Source organism: Bradyrhizobium sp. 6(2017) (assembly GCF_011058295.2).
Classification (GTDB): Bacteria; Pseudomonadota; Alphaproteobacteria; order Rhizobiales; family Xanthobacteraceae; genus Bradyrhizobium; species Bradyrhizobium septentrionale.
This window is the reverse complement of sequence record NZ_CP049289.2, coordinates 3284720-3300034: the sequence shown is the minus strand read 5'-3', so window position 1 is coordinate 3300034 and position 15315 is coordinate 3284720. Positions and strand designations below refer to the sequence as shown.

The 15315-nt window shown below is 65.4% G+C and carries 12 protein-coding genes; 10 read left to right on the top strand and 2 right to left on the bottom strand.

What is annotated here, in order from left to right; translation table 11 throughout:
• The first annotated feature begins 11 nt into the window (after positions 1 to 11).
• From G6P99_RS15405 to G6P99_RS15360, 10 genes are all read left to right on the top strand, one after another.
• Entirely contained in the window at positions 12 to 974 is a 963-nt protein-coding gene (locus G6P99_RS15405; protein WP_165128677.1) for an ABC transporter permease, read from the top strand.
• Positions 971 to 1954 carry an ABC transporter ATP-binding protein gene (locus G6P99_RS15400; RefSeq protein WP_029078088.1) on the top strand — a complete coding sequence of 328 codons (984 nt, stop codon included), beginning with the start codon at positions 971 to 973 and terminating at the stop codon, positions 1952 to 1954. Before G6P99_RS15405 ends, G6P99_RS15400 begins: the two co-directional genes overlap by 4 nt.
• Entirely contained in the window at positions 1951 to 2946 is a 996-nt protein-coding gene (locus G6P99_RS15395) for an ABC transporter ATP-binding protein (protein WP_029078089.1), read from the top strand. Before G6P99_RS15400 ends, G6P99_RS15395 begins: the two co-directional genes overlap by 4 nt.
• A gap of 109 nt (positions 2947 to 3055) precedes the next feature.
• A complete protein-coding gene (locus G6P99_RS15390) occupies positions 3056 to 4861 on the top strand; it encodes a gamma-glutamyltransferase family protein (RefSeq protein ID WP_029078090.1) in 1806 nt (601 codons plus the stop codon).
• A gap of 9 nt (positions 4862 to 4870) precedes the next feature.
• A complete protein-coding gene (locus G6P99_RS15385; protein WP_029078091.1) occupies positions 4871 to 5581 on the top strand; it encodes a DUF1028 domain-containing protein in 711 nt (236 codons plus the stop codon).
• Positions 5578 to 6567 carry an ABC transporter ATP-binding protein gene (locus G6P99_RS15380; RefSeq protein WP_029078092.1) on the top strand — a complete coding sequence of 330 codons (990 nt, stop codon included), beginning with the start codon at positions 5578 to 5580 and terminating at the stop codon, positions 6565 to 6567. Before G6P99_RS15385 ends, G6P99_RS15380 begins: the two co-directional genes overlap by 4 nt.
• Positions 6564 to 7655 carry an ABC transporter ATP-binding protein gene (locus G6P99_RS15375; RefSeq protein ID WP_165128675.1) on the top strand — a complete coding sequence of 364 codons (1092 nt, stop codon included), beginning with the start codon at positions 6564 to 6566 and terminating at the stop codon, positions 7653 to 7655. The genes G6P99_RS15380 and G6P99_RS15375 overlap by 4 nt, the downstream gene beginning before the upstream one ends.
• A 30-nt stretch (positions 7656 to 7685) precedes the next feature.
• Positions 7686 to 9206, top strand: coding sequence for an ABC transporter substrate-binding protein (locus G6P99_RS15370; protein ID WP_246709546.1), 1521 nt, complete (start codon positions 7686 to 7688; stop codon positions 9204 to 9206).
• 31 nt (positions 9207 to 9237) lie between these two features.
• Positions 9238 to 10179, top strand: a complete 942-nt coding sequence (locus tag G6P99_RS15365; protein ID WP_029078095.1) for an ABC transporter permease — start codon at positions 9238 to 9240, stop codon at positions 10177 to 10179.
• 4 nt (positions 10180 to 10183) lie between these two features.
• Complete coding sequence (locus G6P99_RS15360) at positions 10184 to 11074, top strand: ABC transporter permease (protein WP_029078096.1); 891 nt, start codon at positions 10184 to 10186, stop codon at positions 11072 to 11074.
• 168 nt (positions 11075 to 11242) lie between these two features.
• Here the strand turns inward: G6P99_RS15360 and cnbZ are convergent, their stop codons facing one another.
• Positions 11243 to 11986, bottom strand: a complete 744-nt coding sequence (gene cnbZ, locus G6P99_RS15355) for a 2-amino-5-chloromuconate deaminase CnbZ (RefSeq protein WP_029078097.1) — start codon at positions 11984 to 11986, stop codon at positions 11243 to 11245.
• A gap of 203 nt (positions 11987 to 12189) precedes the next feature.
• A complete protein-coding gene (locus G6P99_RS15350) occupies positions 12190 to 15288 on the bottom strand; it encodes a multidrug efflux RND transporter permease subunit (protein WP_029078098.1) in 3099 nt (1032 codons plus the stop codon).
• Positions 15289 to 15315: the final 27 nt, after the last annotated feature.

Here is a 15315-nt window from a genome sequence, read left to right as displayed (position 1 = left end):
GAGGCTGACCGATGTCCGACGCCGTCGTCCCCCATCGCTCCGAAGACCAGGCGCACGTACCTGCCGGCTGGTTCAGGCGCGCGCTTGACAGCGACATCTTCTATTCGTTCCGCCGTTCCCGGCTGACGATGGTCGCCGCCGTGATCACGCTGCTGTTCTTCCTGCTGGCGCTCTTCGCGTCGTGGCTGGCGGTGCAGAACCCGTTCGATCCGGCGCAGCTGCAGCTGATCAACTCGCGAATCGCGCCGCTGTGGACCGCCGACGGTCAGAGCCCGTTCCTGCTGGGCACCGACGAGCAGGGCCGCGACGTGCTCTCGGCGATCCTCTACGGCCTGCGCATCTCGCTTGCGGTCGGCATAGCCGGCGTGATCTTCGCCGGCGCGCTCGGCATCGCGCTCGGGCTGGTCGCCGGATATTTCGGCGGCGCGGTCGACAGTGTGATCATGCGGATCGCCGACGTGCAGCTCACCTTCCCGGCGATCCTGATCGCGCTGTTGGTCAATGGCGTCGCCAAATCGCTGCTCGGCAACCGGCTCGACGAGATGAGCACGCTCGGCGTGCTGATCATCGCGATCGGACTCAGTTTCTGGGTGCAATATGCCCGCACCGTGCGCGGTTCGGTGATGGTCGAGAAGAACAGGGATTATGTAGCGGCGGCGCAGCTGATCGGGCTGCCGGCGCCGACGATCATGCTGCGGCACGTGCTGCCGAACACGATGGGTCCCATCCTCGTCATCGCCACTATCAATCTGGCGCTCGCGATCATCACCGAGGCGACGCTGTCATTCCTCGGCGCCGGCATGCCCGATACCATGCCCTCGCTCGGCACCCTGATCCGGATCGGCAACAACTATTTGTTTGCCGGCGAATGGTGGATCGTCGCCTTCCCGGGCATTGCGCTGGCAGGCCTGATCCTCTCCATCAACCTCGTCGGCGACTGGCTGCGCGACGCCCTCAATCCGAAGCTCCGATGAGCAAACCTGTCCTCTCCGTACGCAACCTCGAGGTGGAATTCGTCACCCGCCGCGCGACGTTGCGCGCCATCAACGGCGTGTCGTTCGACATCGCCAAGGGCGAGGTGCTTGGCGTGGTCGGCGAATCCGGCGCCGGCAAATCGGTCACGGGCCTGGCGGTGATCGGGCTGATCGATCCGCCCGGCCGCATCTCCGCTGGCGAGATCGAGCTGTCGGGCACAAGGATCGACCATCTTCCGCCGGAGGAGATCCGCCGCGTCAGGGGCAAGCGGATCGGCATGATCTTCCAGGATCCGCTGACCAGCCTCAATCCGCTCTACCGGATCGGCGACCAGATCATCGAGACCATCCGCACCCACAGCAATCTCACCGAAAGCGCCGCGCGCAAGCGCGCCATCGATCTATTGGCCGAGGTCGGCATTCCCGCGCCGGAGAAGCGCATCGACGGCTACCCGCACGAATTCTCCGGCGGCATGCGCCAGCGCGTCGTCATTGCGCTGGCGATCTGCGCCGAGCCCGAGCTGATCATCGCCGACGAGCCGACCACCGCACTCGATGTTTCCGTGCAGGCGCAGATCATCGCGCTGATCAAGCGGCTCGGCCGCGACCATGGCACCGCCGTGATGCTGGTGACCCACGACATGGGCGTGATCGCCGAGACCTGCGACCGCGTCGCGGTGATGTATTCCGGCCGCATCGCCGAGATCGGCCCGGTGCAGGAGGTGGTGCGCAATCCGCTGCATCCCTACGCCAAGGGCCTGATGGGCGCGATCCCGACGCTCGCGGGCGAGGACAAGCGGCTGGTGCAGATTCCCGGCTCGATGCCGCGGTTGTCGGCGATCCCGCCGGGCTGCCCATTCAATCCGCGCTGTGCGTTTGCCTTCGATCGCTGCCGCGTCGAGCGGCCCGAGCCGATCCGCCAAGGCACACAATCCGTCGCCTGCCATCTGTTCGAGCCCGCCAAGGAGACGGCGGCATGAGCACGGCGCTGATCGAGGTCAAGAACCTGCGCCGTGTCTTCGACGTCTCGAAGCCGTGGCTCAATCGCGTGATCGAGGGTGGTCATCTCGAATTCCTGAAGGCCGTCGACGGCGTCAGCTTCGACATCAAGCGCGGCGAGACGTTTGCGCTGGTCGGCGAGTCCGGCTCCGGCAAGACTACGGTTGCGCGCATGGTTGTCGGCCTGCTGCCGCCGAGTTCGGGCGAAGTCATTATCGACGGCGTCTCGATGACCGATCCGCGGCAGGCCCAGGCGCGCCGTCGGCTGCGCCGGCGCATCCAGATGGTTTTTCAGGACCCCTATGCGAGCCTCAATCCGCGTTACCGGGTCGCCGCCATCGTCGCCGAGCCGATCCGCGCCTTCGACCTGATCCAGGGCGAGCGCGACATCAAGGCCCGGGTCGGCGAATTGCTCTCGCTGGTCGGCCTGCACCCCGACGACGGCCAAAAATTCCCGCACGAATTTTCCGGCGGCCAGCGCCAGCGCATCGCGATCGCCCGCGCGCTGGCGTCGGAGGCCGAGTTCATCGTCTGCGACGAGCCGACCTCGGCGCTCGACGTCTCCGTGCAGGCACAGATCCTCAATCTGATGCGCGATTTGCAGGACAAGTTCGGCCTGACCTATCTCTTCATCAGTCACAATCTCGCGGTGGTCCGTCATATGGCGAGCCGGATCGGCGTGATGTATCTCGGCCGCATCGTCGAGATCGCCGAGGGCCGAAAACTGTTCGAGACCCCGCTTATGCCCTACACCAGGATGCTGCTCGGCGCGGTTCCCGATCTTGCGATGTCCGGGCGCCAGCGCATCCCCGTCAAGGGCGAGATTCCCAACCCGATCGATCCACCGCCGGGTTGCTCGTTCAACCCGCGCTGTCCCCTCGCCTTCGATCTCTGCCGTGAGAGGACGCCGGAACTGATCGATGGCGTCGCCTGCCACGCCGTCAACAATGCCACCGCCGCCGTTCCGGCATGATCACGCGGATGGGAGCGGCCATGTCTACCAAGCGGTTGGCATACCAGCTCGCCTGTGATCAAGTGCGCGCGCACAAGAAACCCAACAAGCCGCCAAACGGTCAATCGTCATGAGCAACGTCAACCCCGATCCGTTCACTACAAGGCCCGAGATCGAAGGCACTTTCGGCGTCGTCACCTCGACGCACTGGATCGCCACCGCGGTCGGCATGGCGGCGCTGGAGAAAGGCGGCAACGCCTTTGATGCGGGGGTCGCGACCGCCTTCACGCTGCAGGTCGTCGAACCGCATTTGAACGGGCCCGGCGGCGACGTGCCTGTTATCGTGCACGACGTCAAGCGCGGCAAAGCCGAAGTGATCTGCGGCCAGGGCCCGGCGCCGGCGAAGGCAACCATCGCGCACTACCGTAGCGAGGGCCTCGATATGGTGCCCGGCACCGGCCTGCTCGCCGCCTGCGTGCCCGGTACGTTCGAAACCTGGATGCTGCTGCTGCGCGACTATGGCACGATGAAACTTCGCGACGTGCTGGAGCCCGCGATCGCTTATGCCCGCGACGGCTATCCGCTGGTCGAGCGTGCATCCGCGACCATCCAGACCGTCGAGCAGCTGTTCCGGAAATACTGGACCACGTCAGCCGACGTGTACTTGCCGAACGGCGAGGTGCCGAAGCCCGGCACCATCTTCACCAACAAGAAGCTCGCCGAGACCTACACACGCATCCTTGAGGAGGCCGAGAGCGCAGGCCACGACCGTGTCGCGCAGATCGAGCGCGCGCGGCAGGCCTGGTCGAAGGGCTTCGTCGCCGAGGCGATCGAAAAGTTCTGCCGCACCCAGGAGGTGATGGACGTCTCCGGCTCGCCGCATCGCGGCGTGCTGTCGGCCGACGACATGGCGCGCTGGCAGCCGACCATCGAGGCGCCGGTGACCTACGATTACGGCCGTTACACCGTGCAGAAGTGCGGCGTTTGGAGCCAGGGTCCGGTGATGCTGCAGCAGCTCGCGCTACTCAAGGGATTTGAGCTCGACGGGCTCGATCCGGCTGGCGCCGACTTCATCCATCTGCAGATCGAAGCCGCCAAGCTCGCTTATGCCGATCGCGAGACATTCTATGGCGATCCCAAGTTCACCGATATCCCGATCGAAACGCTGCTGTCCGATGCCTATAACAACGAACGGCGCAAGCTGATCTCGAAGGAGCATGCCTCGCTCGATTTCCGCCCCGGCTCGCTCGAAGGTTTCGGCGGCGTCGTGAAATTGCGGCGCGCCGAGGGGCATCGCGAGGCCGTCGGCGCCATGGGCGCGGGCGAGCCGACGGTCGGCCGGTTCGGCGAGGTGCGCGGCGACACCGTGCATTTCGACATCATCGACAAGGCCGGCAACATGATCTCGGCGACACCGTCCGGCGGCTGGCTGCAATCCTCGCCCGTGATTCCCGAGATCGGATTCTGCCTCGGCAGCCGCGCCCAGATGTTCTGGCTGGAGGAGAACCACCCTGCCGCGCTCGCGCCGGGCAAGCGGCCCCGCACCACGCTGTCACCGACCATGGCGCTGCGCGACGGCGAGCCGTATCTCTCCTGGGGCTCGCCCGGCGGCGACCAGCAAGACCAGTGGATCACGCAGTTCTTCCTGCGCCACGTCCACGCCAAACTCAATCTGCAGGAGGCGATCGATGCGCCGGCCTGGCACTCCGAGCATTTCCCGATCTCGTTCTGGCCGCGCACTTCGCGGCCCGGCGTGCTGGTGCTGGAAAATCGCGTGCCGAAATCGACCGTCGACGAATTGAAACGCCGCGGCCATGTGGTGGAGATTGGCCCCGATTGGTCGGAAGGCCGCCTCACTGCGGCCTCGAAGGTCGGCCCACGCCGCCGCGCCGCGGCCAACCCGCGCGGCATGCAAGGTTATGCGGCCGGCCGCTAGGGGTTTGGGATGACCTGGTCGATCATCGCCCGCGACAGCGCCACCGGCCAGCTCGGCATCGCCGTCGCGACCCGGTTCTTCGCGGTTGGCGCGCTGGTGCCGCACATGGCGCCCGGGATCGGCGCCGTCGCGACGCAGGCGCTGGTCAATCCCTATTACGGCATCGACGGTCTCGCGCTGCTGCGCGAGGGCAAGAGCCCGCATGAGGTGATCGCGGCGCTGCTTGCGACCGACGGCGGCCGCGAGAGCCGGCAGGTGCATGTCATGGACAGCAAGGGGCGCATCGCCGCACATTCCGGCAAGGACTGCATCGACTGGTTTGGCCACATCGCGGGCGACGGCTTCTCGATCGCCGGCAACATGCTGGCCGGCCCCGCAGTGCTTGACGAGACCGCGCGTGTGTATTCTGCAAACGAAAGGCTTCCGTTCGCCGAGCGGCTGATCACGGCGATGTTCGCCGGCGAAGCGGCGGGCGGCGACAAGCGCGGCAAGCAATCGGCGGCACTCCTGATCCACGGCGCAGAGGAATGGCCGCTGCTCGACCTGCGGGTCGACGACCACGCCGATCCCTTGCGCGAGCTGGAGCGGCTGGAAGCGGTCAGCCGCGAGCACTGGGTGCCGTTCCGGAACTTCATGCCGACCCGGAGCAATCCGGGTGGAACCAGCGACCGCGCCAAGATCGACGCCGGTATCGCAGCGGCAACTGCGAGCCGCGAATGACGGCAGGTCCGCTGATCGAGATCGAGGGCCTGCGCGTCGCCTTCCACGGCGACGACGGTCGCGTGACGCATGCCGTCGACAGCGTGGATCTTTCCGTCGCCAACGGCGCCACGCTCGGCCTGGTCGGCGAGTCCGGCTGCGGCAAGAGCGTGACCTCGCTTGCAATCATGGGGTTGTTGCCGAAACAATCCGCCGAAGTCTCCGGCGCGATCCGCTTCGACGGCTTCGACCTGCTCGACGTGCCGGACGCGACGTTGCGCGACCTGCGCGGCAATCGTCTCGCGATGATCTTCCAGGAGCCGATGACCTCGCTCAACCCGAGCTTCACCATCGGCGACCAGATCGCCGAGACCATCTTGCGCCACCGCGGCGGCTCGCGGCGCGCGGCGCGCGAACGCACCATCGAGCTGCTCCGCCGCGTGCATATCCCCTCGCCCGAGAAACGCATCGACGAGTTCCCGCACAAACTGTCCGGCGGCATGCGCCAGCGCGTGATGATCGCGATGGCGCTGGCCTGCGATCCGCAGCTCCTGATCGCCGACGAGCCGACCACCGCGCTCGACGTCACGCTGCAGGCGCAGATCCTCGATCTGATGCGCGAGCTGAAGGCCGCGAGCCGCGCCGCGATCATCCTGATCACCCACGATCTCGGTGTCGTGGCCGAAGTCTGCGACGAAGTCGCGGTGATGTATGCCGGCGAGATCGTCGAGCGCGCGCCGGTCGACGAGCTGTTCGCCAATCCCCAGCATCCCTACACGGTCGGCCTGCTCGGCTCGATCCCGCGGCTCGACCGCCGCACCAGCCATCTCGCCACCATCGAGGGCATGGTGCCGAACATGGCGAACCCGCCCGCGGGCTGTCGCTTTGCCGCGCGCTGCCCGTTCGTGGAGAATGCCTGCACCAAGTCGCCGCCGCCGCTCGCGATGCTGAGCGCGACCCACGCCTCGCGCTGCATCAGGGCGCCGTTGGAGCAGCTGGTGTCATGACCGTGCTGCTCGAGGTCGAAGGGCTGGTGAAGCATTTCGTCGCGGAACGGTCGGTGTTCGGCCGGCCGACCGCCCATGTAAAGGCGGTCGACGGCGTCAGCTTCACGGTCGAGGCCGGCAAGACGCTGGCACTGGTCGGCGAATCCGGCTGCGGCAAATCCACCGTCAGCCGCCTGGTGCTGCGGCTGATCGAGCCGGATGCCGGACGCATCAGCTTCGAGGGCCGCGACCTCGGCGCGCTCAATGCCGAGCAGTTGCGCGCGTTCCGCCGCGACGCGCAGCTGATCTTCCAGGACCCCTACGCCTCGCTCAACCCGCGCATGACGGTGAGCCAGATCCTGACCGAGCCGCTGGCGCTGCACGATCTGGTACCAGCGGCGCGCCGCCGCGAGCGGGTCGAGGAGCTGCTGCGCCTGGTCGGCCTCGAGCCACGCTTCGCGCGCCGCTATCCGCATGAATTCTCCGGCGGCCAGCGCCAGCGCATCGCGATTGCGCGGGCGCTCGCGGTCGAGCCGAAGCTGATCATCTGCGACGAGCCGGTGTCGGCACTCGACGTCTCGATCCGCTCGCAGATCCTGAACCTGCTGCGCGACCTGCAGGATCGCCTGAAGCTCGCCTACGTCTTCGTGTCGCATGATCTCGCGGTCGTGAAGCACATCGCCGACCGTGTCGCCGTGATGAATCTCGGCACCATCGTCGAGACCGCGGATGCGCAGGCGCTGTTCGCTGCGCCGCGCCATCCTTACAGCCGCGCGCTGTTGTCGGCGATCCCGGTGCCTAAACCGAAGGCAAAGCGCAGCCGGATTGTGCTGCAGGGCGAGCTGCCGAGTGCGCTGCATCCGCCCCCGGGCTGCCGATTCCACACAAGATGTCCCTATGCGATCGAGCGCTGCCGCAGCGAAGTGCCACAGCTCGTTGAAGATGGCACCGGACATGCAACGGCGTGTCATCGGACGGCAGAGCTGCCGCGGGACGACGCCATCGTCCCGTCTGACGGCAGCTTCTCGCCGACGCTGGAAAAACTGCTGGCAGCCTTTGGCGCGGCGGAAGGAGCCGGACGTCCCGGGGTTGGTACAGTCGGGACTTAAGGTCGGCGCGTGAACATGGGGAACGGTGTGATGAAGATGTTTCGTTTGGCGGCGGCGGCCGCGCTGTTGCTCGCGCTCGGCGCGGGCGCCCAAACCCAGGCTCAAGCCCAGACCACGCTGCGCATCGGCCTTGCCGAGGATCCCGACATCCTCGATCCCTCGATCGGGCGCACCTATGTCGGCCGCATCGTCTTTTCCGCCTTCTGCGACAAGCTGTTCGACATCGACGAGAAGCTTAACATCGTGCCACAGCTCGCGCTGTCGTATGAGACCTCCGCTGACGGCAAGGAGATGACGATCAAGCTCCGGCCCGGCGTCAAGTTCCACGACGGCGAGCCGTTCGATGCCGAGGCCGCCAAGTTCTCCCTGGAACGTCATCTCACGCTGCCGACCTCGTTCCGCAAGCCGGAATTGGCCGCGCTCGACCATGTCGACGTCGTCGATCCCCTGACCATCAAGCTGGTGCTCAAGACGCCCTACTCGCCGCTGATCGCGCAGCTGACCGACCGCGCCGGCATGATGGTCTCGCCCAAGGCGGTCAAGGAAGCGGGCGACAAGTTCGGCCTGCATCCGGTCTGCGCGGGACCCTACAAGTTCGTTGAACGCGTGCAGCAGGACCGCATGGTGTTCGAGAAATTCCAGGATTACTGGAACAAGGACAACGTCTTCATCGATCGCGTCGTGTTCCTGCCGATCGTCGACGCCACGGTGCGGCTCGCCAACCTGAAATCCGGTGGGCTCGATCTGATCGAGCGCGTGCTCGCCACCGACATCAAGGACGTGCGCGCCGACAAGCGGCTCGTGCTGTCGACTGCGCCCGAACTCGGCTATCTCGGCCTTACGATCAACGTTGCGAACGACAAGAACAAGGGGCCGCTCAGCCAGTCGGAGAAGGTGCGCCAGGCGCTCGACCTGTCGATCGATCGCGAGGCGCTCAATCAGGTCGTCTTCAACGGCGAGTTCACGCCGGGCAATCAATGGGTCAGCCCGACGCATCCCTATTACCAGAAGGCGTTTCCGGTCCGCGGACGCGATGTCGCCAAGGCCAAGGCGCTGCTGAAGGAAGCCGGTGTCACGCTGCCCGTCGCCGTCGACTACATGATCCCCAAGGGGGCCGAGAACGAGGCGGTGGCTCAGGTCGTGCAGTCGATGGCCGCCGAAGCGGGCTTCGACATCAAGATCCGCGTGGTCGAATTTGCGACGACCTTCAAGCAGGCCCAGGCCGGTGAATTCCAGGTGTTTCAGATCAACTGGAGCGGCCGTATCGATCCTGACGGCAATTCCTACGTCTTCCTGCACACCAAGGCGCCGCAGAACGACGGCGGCTATTCCAATCCGGAAGCCGACAGGCTGATGGAAGAGGCGCGGCTGGTCAACGATCCCGCCCAACGCAAGGCGATCTACGAGAAGATGGCCAAGATCGTGCTCAATGACGAACCCATCATCTACATCTATCACCGCACACTTCTGATCGCACACACCACCAAGGTCGAGGGTTACCGGCAGATGCCGGATGGATTGGTGCGCGTGGTCGGGCTGAAATTGAAATGACCGCCGCAGCGCAGGGGATGCGGAGCCGACGATGCTGAACTTCCTCGCCAAGCGGCTGGTTCAGCTGGTCCCGACGCTGTTCTTTGTCTCGCTCCTGATCTTCTCGCTGCAGCATCTGCTGCCCGGCGATCCGGCACTGGTCATGGCGGGAGAGGAGCGCGATCCCGCCGTCATCGAACAGATCCGCCAGCAGTACCATCTCGATCGGCCGATCCCGGTGCAATATGCCTACTGGGTCAAGGGCGTGCTCACAGGCGACTTCGGCGAGTCCCTGCGCAACAAGATGCCGGTGCTGAGCCTGATCACGCAGAAGCTGCCGGTGACGATGCAGATCGCCGGCATGGCGATCGTGATCGCCTTCCTGATCGGGATTCCCGCCGGCATTATCTCTGCGGTGAAAAAGGGCACCGCCTGGGACTATGGCGCCAATTTGTTCGCGCTGTGGGGCATCTCGACGCCGAATTTCTGGCTCGGCATCATGCTGATCTTCCTGTTCTCCGTTGAACTGGGCTGGCTGCCGGCCTCCGGATACGTACCTTTGAGCGAGAACTGGCGCGCCAGCCTCGCCGCATCCATCATGCCGGCGTTCGTGCTCGGCAACGCGATCGCGGCGATCCTGATGCGTCATACCCGCAGCGCCATGCTGCAGGTGCTGGAGAGCGACTATGTCCGCACCGCACGCGCCAAGGGCCTGTCTGAACGCACGGTGATCCTCAAGCATGCGATGCGCAACGCGCTGACGCCGATCATCACGCTCGGCGCGCTCGAGCTCGGCACGCTGCTGTCGGGGGCGGTCCTCACCGAGCAGATCTTCTCGATCCCCGGCTTCGGCAAGCTGATCGTCGATGCCGTATTCAATCGCGATTACGCGGTCGTCCAGGGCGTGGTGCTGACCACCGCGACGATCTACATCACGCTCAACCTGATCGCCGACATCGCCTACATTCTCGTCAATCCGCGGCTGCGGGGCTGATCGGATGACCGACGCCACACTCGTCACATCAGCTTCGCTTGCCGCCTCCGAGACGCTGGAGAGCCCGGCGCGGCGCGCGTGGCGGCGACTGGTCAGGCGCAAGGGCGCCGTGCTCGGCCTTGCCGTGATCGCAGTCTTCATTCTGCTCGCAATCTTCGCGCCACTGATCGCGCCCTATGATCCGGTCGCGACGAGCTGGTCTTTGGTGCGAAAGCCACCTTCGGCGCAGCACTGGTTCGGCACTGACGACCTCGGCCGCGACGTGCTCGTCCGCGTCATGTTCGGCGCCCGCGCCTCGCTGCTCGCGGGCGTCATCGCGGTCAGCATCGCGCTTGCGGTCGGCGTGCCGCTTGGGTTGCTCGCCGGCTATCGCGGCGGCTTCATCGACGCGCTGATCGGCCGCATCACCGATGCGATGCTGGCCTGCCCATTCCTGATCCTGGCGATCGCGCTGGCCGCCTTCCTCGGCCCAAGCCTCGGCAACGCAATGATTGCGATCGGCGTCTCGGCGACCCCGATCTTCATCCGCCTGACCCGCGGCCAGGTCATGAGCGTCAAGGTCGAGGACTATGTCGAGGCGGCGCGCGCCATGGGCAATCCGCGCTGGCGCATCGCGCTGGTCCACATCCTGCCGAACATCCTGCCGGCGCTCTTGGTGCAGGCGACGCTGTCGATCGCGGCTGCGATCATTGCGGAAGCCGCACTCTCCTTCCTCGGCCTCGGCCAGCAGCCGCCGGCGCCGTCCTGGGGCAGCATGCTCAACGCCGCGCAGCGCTTCCTCACCAGCGCGCCATGGATGGCAATCTGGCCCGGGCTCGCGATCTTCCTGATCGTGCTGTCGTTCAACCTGGTCGGCGACGGCCTGCGCGACGCGCTGGACCCGAAGGCGCGGTAATGTAGTTAGGGGGCCATCCACTCCGTCCCCGTCATCCTGAGGAGCCGCGCTTGCGCGGCGTCGCGAAGGATGCACGGCCCCGCTGGTGGCCGTCGATCCTTCGAGGCTCGCTACGCGAGCGCCTCAGGATGACGGGACCGATGGCGCGAGTCGGTGAGCGATATCCGGCTAAATCACCACTTCCCGCAGTACGCGCCGACAATCCATCTCGTATTCGAGATCGACCACCGGCGGGCGGCAGAAGTGCCAGGTCAGGCCCGAGCGCATGGCGCCGCGGCGGACCAGCTCGTCGACGATCACGGGATGGACATCGTGCACGGTGTAGGCCTGCACCGCTGTCGTCTCCGGCCAGCCGAAGCTGAACTCGGCAAGACGCCGCTCCATCTCGCCCGTGGTGAAGCGGACCTTCTCCCGCCACGCGCCGGGACTGAGATCGCGATAGCAAACGATGCGCTCGGGATAGCTGCCGGCGCCGCCGCGTGCCTCGGCGCCACCTGCGATTACGAAGGACGGGGACGCGCTCGTGCTCGGCCGCGTGAACGAGAACGCATGGAACGACGGCTCGGCCGGCGGATCGATCTCGGGACAGACATTGCTGCGGGCCACCGGGTTGATGGTGCCGTCGAACAGGCCCCATTCGGCGAGCGTCTTGACATAGTGCTGGTTGAAGGCGCGGAAACCGTCCTCGGTGAAGGCGGCCGGCGAGCGCAACTCGCAGGCGCAGAACGAGGTCAGCGGGCGGCCGGCATCCCGGATGTAGGCCGCGATCCGCGCAAAACCTTCCGCAAGCGGCAGCAATCGATCGAAGCGGACCCGCTCGATCTCATAGCCCGCGTTCGCCTGCGCGCCGCTTGAATACTGAAACACGGCCGGAATGAACCGGTAATTGCCCGCCGCAAACTCGCTCGCCATGCCTGTTTCCTCGCCTGTTTTCTCCAGATCTTGTGCGGAGCATAGCGTTTTCGAGCGAAGTGGTCTCCCGGTTCGCGGGAGGAAAGCGCGTCAAACCAAAGAGGCCTCTGCGCCCCCGTCGGCAATGCCCGTCACCGGACAAAGAAAAGGCGGCAGTGGCTTTCGCCAGTGCCGCCTCTCCTGCGAGCATGAGCTTGGAGGACTCAGGTCGGTTTGAGCGCACCGCCACCGCCGAGCTCGTAGTCGGCGATCTGCTTGGCGCGGTCGGAACGGGCCGCGGCCTGGTGGTCGGTCGCGATCACCGTGTAGACCATCGGCAGCACGAACAGGGTAAACAGCGTGCCAATCGTCATGCCGGTGACGACCACGAGCCCGATCGAGAAGCGGCTGGCGGCGCCGGCGCCCGAGGCGGTGAGCAGCGGCAGCAGGCCGGTGACCATGGCCGCCGTCGTCATCAGGATCGGACGCAGACGAATTCGGGCCGCCATCTCGATCGCCGAGCGACGGTCGAGTCCCTCGTTGAGCTGCAGCTCGTTGGCGAACTCCACCATCAGAATGCCGTGCTTGGTGATCAGTCCGACCAGCGTCAGCAGGCCCACCTGGGTGTAGATGTTCATGGTGGCGACGCCGAAGAACAGCGGGATCAAGGCGCCGACGATCGCCATCGGCACGGAGATCATGATCACGAACGGATCGCGCAGGCTCTCGAACTGCGCCGCCAGCACCAGGAAGATGATGATGATGGCGAACGCGAAGGTGACCAGCAGCTGGTTGCCTTCATGGACGTATTGCCGGGAGTCGGCCAGGAAGTCGTAGGTGAAGCCGGACGGCAGCTTCTTGGCTTCACCCTGCAGGAACTCCACCGCCTGCCCCATCGAGACGCCGGGCATCGGCACGGCCTGGAAGGTCGACGAGTTGAGCTGGTTGTAGTGGGTCAGCGCGTTCGGATCGACACCGGTCTCGACCGTAACCACGGTCGACAGCCGCACCAGCTGCCCGGTCGCGGTCGGGACATAGTAGTTGTCGAACGATTCCGGCGCGAGCCGGCTGGCGCGCGGCACCTGCGGGATCACCTGATAGGAGCGTCCTTCCAGGTTGAAGCGGTTGACGTAGTTGCCGCCGAGCAGCGTCGCCAGCGCGCCGCCGATCGACTGCATGGTGATGCCGAGGTCGCTCGCCTTGGAACGATCGACCTTCACCCGGACCACCGGCTGGTTGAAGTCGAGATCGCTGTCGGTGACGATGAACAGGCCGCTCTTGCGCGCGGCATCCTTGAGCTTGTTCATCTGGTCGAACACCTGCTGGAAGCCGGCCGTCGAGCTGATCACCATCTGCACCGGCAGACCGCCGGGTCCGCCGGGTAGCGGCGGCAGACTGAACGCGAACGCGCTGACACCCTCGATCTTGGACAGCTCGGCCTGCATTAACGGCTGTAGCGCCTGCGCACTCCGCTTGCGCTCGTCCCACGGCTTAAGCAGTGCGCCGGCGAAGCCGCCCTGCGGACCGGTGATGCCGTTCAGGATGAACCGCAGGTCGGTCTCGGGGAACTTCTGGAACTCCTTGTCCATCTTGTCGCTGTAGAAATCGATGTAGTCGATGTTGGCGTATTTCGGCGCCTTGGTGATCGCAAACACGATGCCCTGGTCTTCCTGCGGCGCCAGCTCCTTCTGGATGTGCATATAGAGGAAGCCGACCAGGCCGAGGATGGTGAGGGCGAACAGCGCCGTGATCGGGCGATAGTCGAGCGAGCGGTCGAGCAGACGGCCATAGCCGCGGGTGATCGCGCCGAACACGCGATTGACCAGCCTGGCGAAACGCCCCTCTTCCGCACTCTTGAGGAACACCGAGCACATCATCGGCGACAGCGTCAGCGCGATCACGCCCGACACGATCACGGAGCCCGCCAGCGTGAAGGCGAATTCGCGGAACAACGTGCCGGTGACGCCGCCAAGGAAGCCGATCGGCGCGTACACCGCCGCCAGCGTGATCGTCATCGAGACGACCGGACCGACGATCTCGCGCGCACCTTTCAGCGATGCCTGCACTGGTGGCAGGCCCTCCTCGAGATGTCGATGGATGTTCTCCACCACCACGATGGCGTCGTCGACCACGAGGCCGATTGCCAGCACCATCGCCAGCAGCGTCAGCAGGTTGAAGCTGAAGCCTGCGGCCAGCATCAGGATGCAGACGCCGATCAGCGACAGCGGAATGGTGACGACGGGGATGATCACCGAGCGGAGCGACGCAAGGAACAAGAAGATGACGACGACGACGATCAGGACCGCTTCGGTGAGCGTCTTCTCGACCTCGTCGATCGACGATTGGATGAACTTGGTGGAGTCATAGGCCACCTTCATCTTCATCGACGGCGGCAGGTTGCGCTCGAGGCTGGGAAACAGCGCCCGCACGCCCTGCACCAGGGTCAGCGGGTTGCCCTGCGGCGTCGCCTTGATGCCGATGAAGATCGCATGCTCGCCGTTGAAGGCGACGCTGGCATCCGTGCTCTGCGCCGCGAGCTCCACCGTCGCGATGTCCTCGATGCGCACGAACCCGCCGTCCTTCGACTTCACGATCATGCGCTTGAACTGATCGATGTTCTGAAGGTCGGTATTGGCCGAGACGTTAGAGACGATGAAGAAGCCCTTGGTCTGGCCGGCAGCCGCCTGGAAGTTGTTGGCGGCGATTGCGGCGGCAACGTCGTTGGGCGACACGCCGCGTCCGGCCATGCGGGTCGGATCGAGCCAGACGCGCATCGCGAAGGTCTGGCCGCCCAGGATGTCGGCCGAGGCGACGCCGTCGACCGTCGAGAGCACCGGCTGCACGACGCGGGTCAGATAGTCGGAGATCGCCGATCCGGTCAGCTCTTCGCTGGAGAATCCGAGATACATCACCGCGATGGTGTCACCGGTCGCCTTGCTCACGACCGGATCGAACGCTTCCTTCGGGATCAAATATTTGACCGAGTTGACCTTGGCGAGCACCTCGGTCAGCGCCTGGTTCGGATCGTGGTTGAGCTTGACGTAGACCTGGATCGTCGAGGTGCCGAGCACCGAGTTCGACGTCATGTAGTCGACGCCTTCAGCCGACGCGACCGCCTGCTCGATCGGCGTCGTGATGAAGCCGTTGATCAGCTCCGGCGACGCACCGGGATATGACGTGGTGATCGTCACGACGGTGTTCGAGAGATTCGGATATTGCCGGATCGGCAGCACCATCGCCGCGCGCAAGCCGATCAGCAGGATCAGCAGGCTGACGACGACCGACAGCACCGGGCGCTTGATGAAAATATCAGTGAAGGCCATCGCCAACTCGATTCGTGTTGTCTGCCG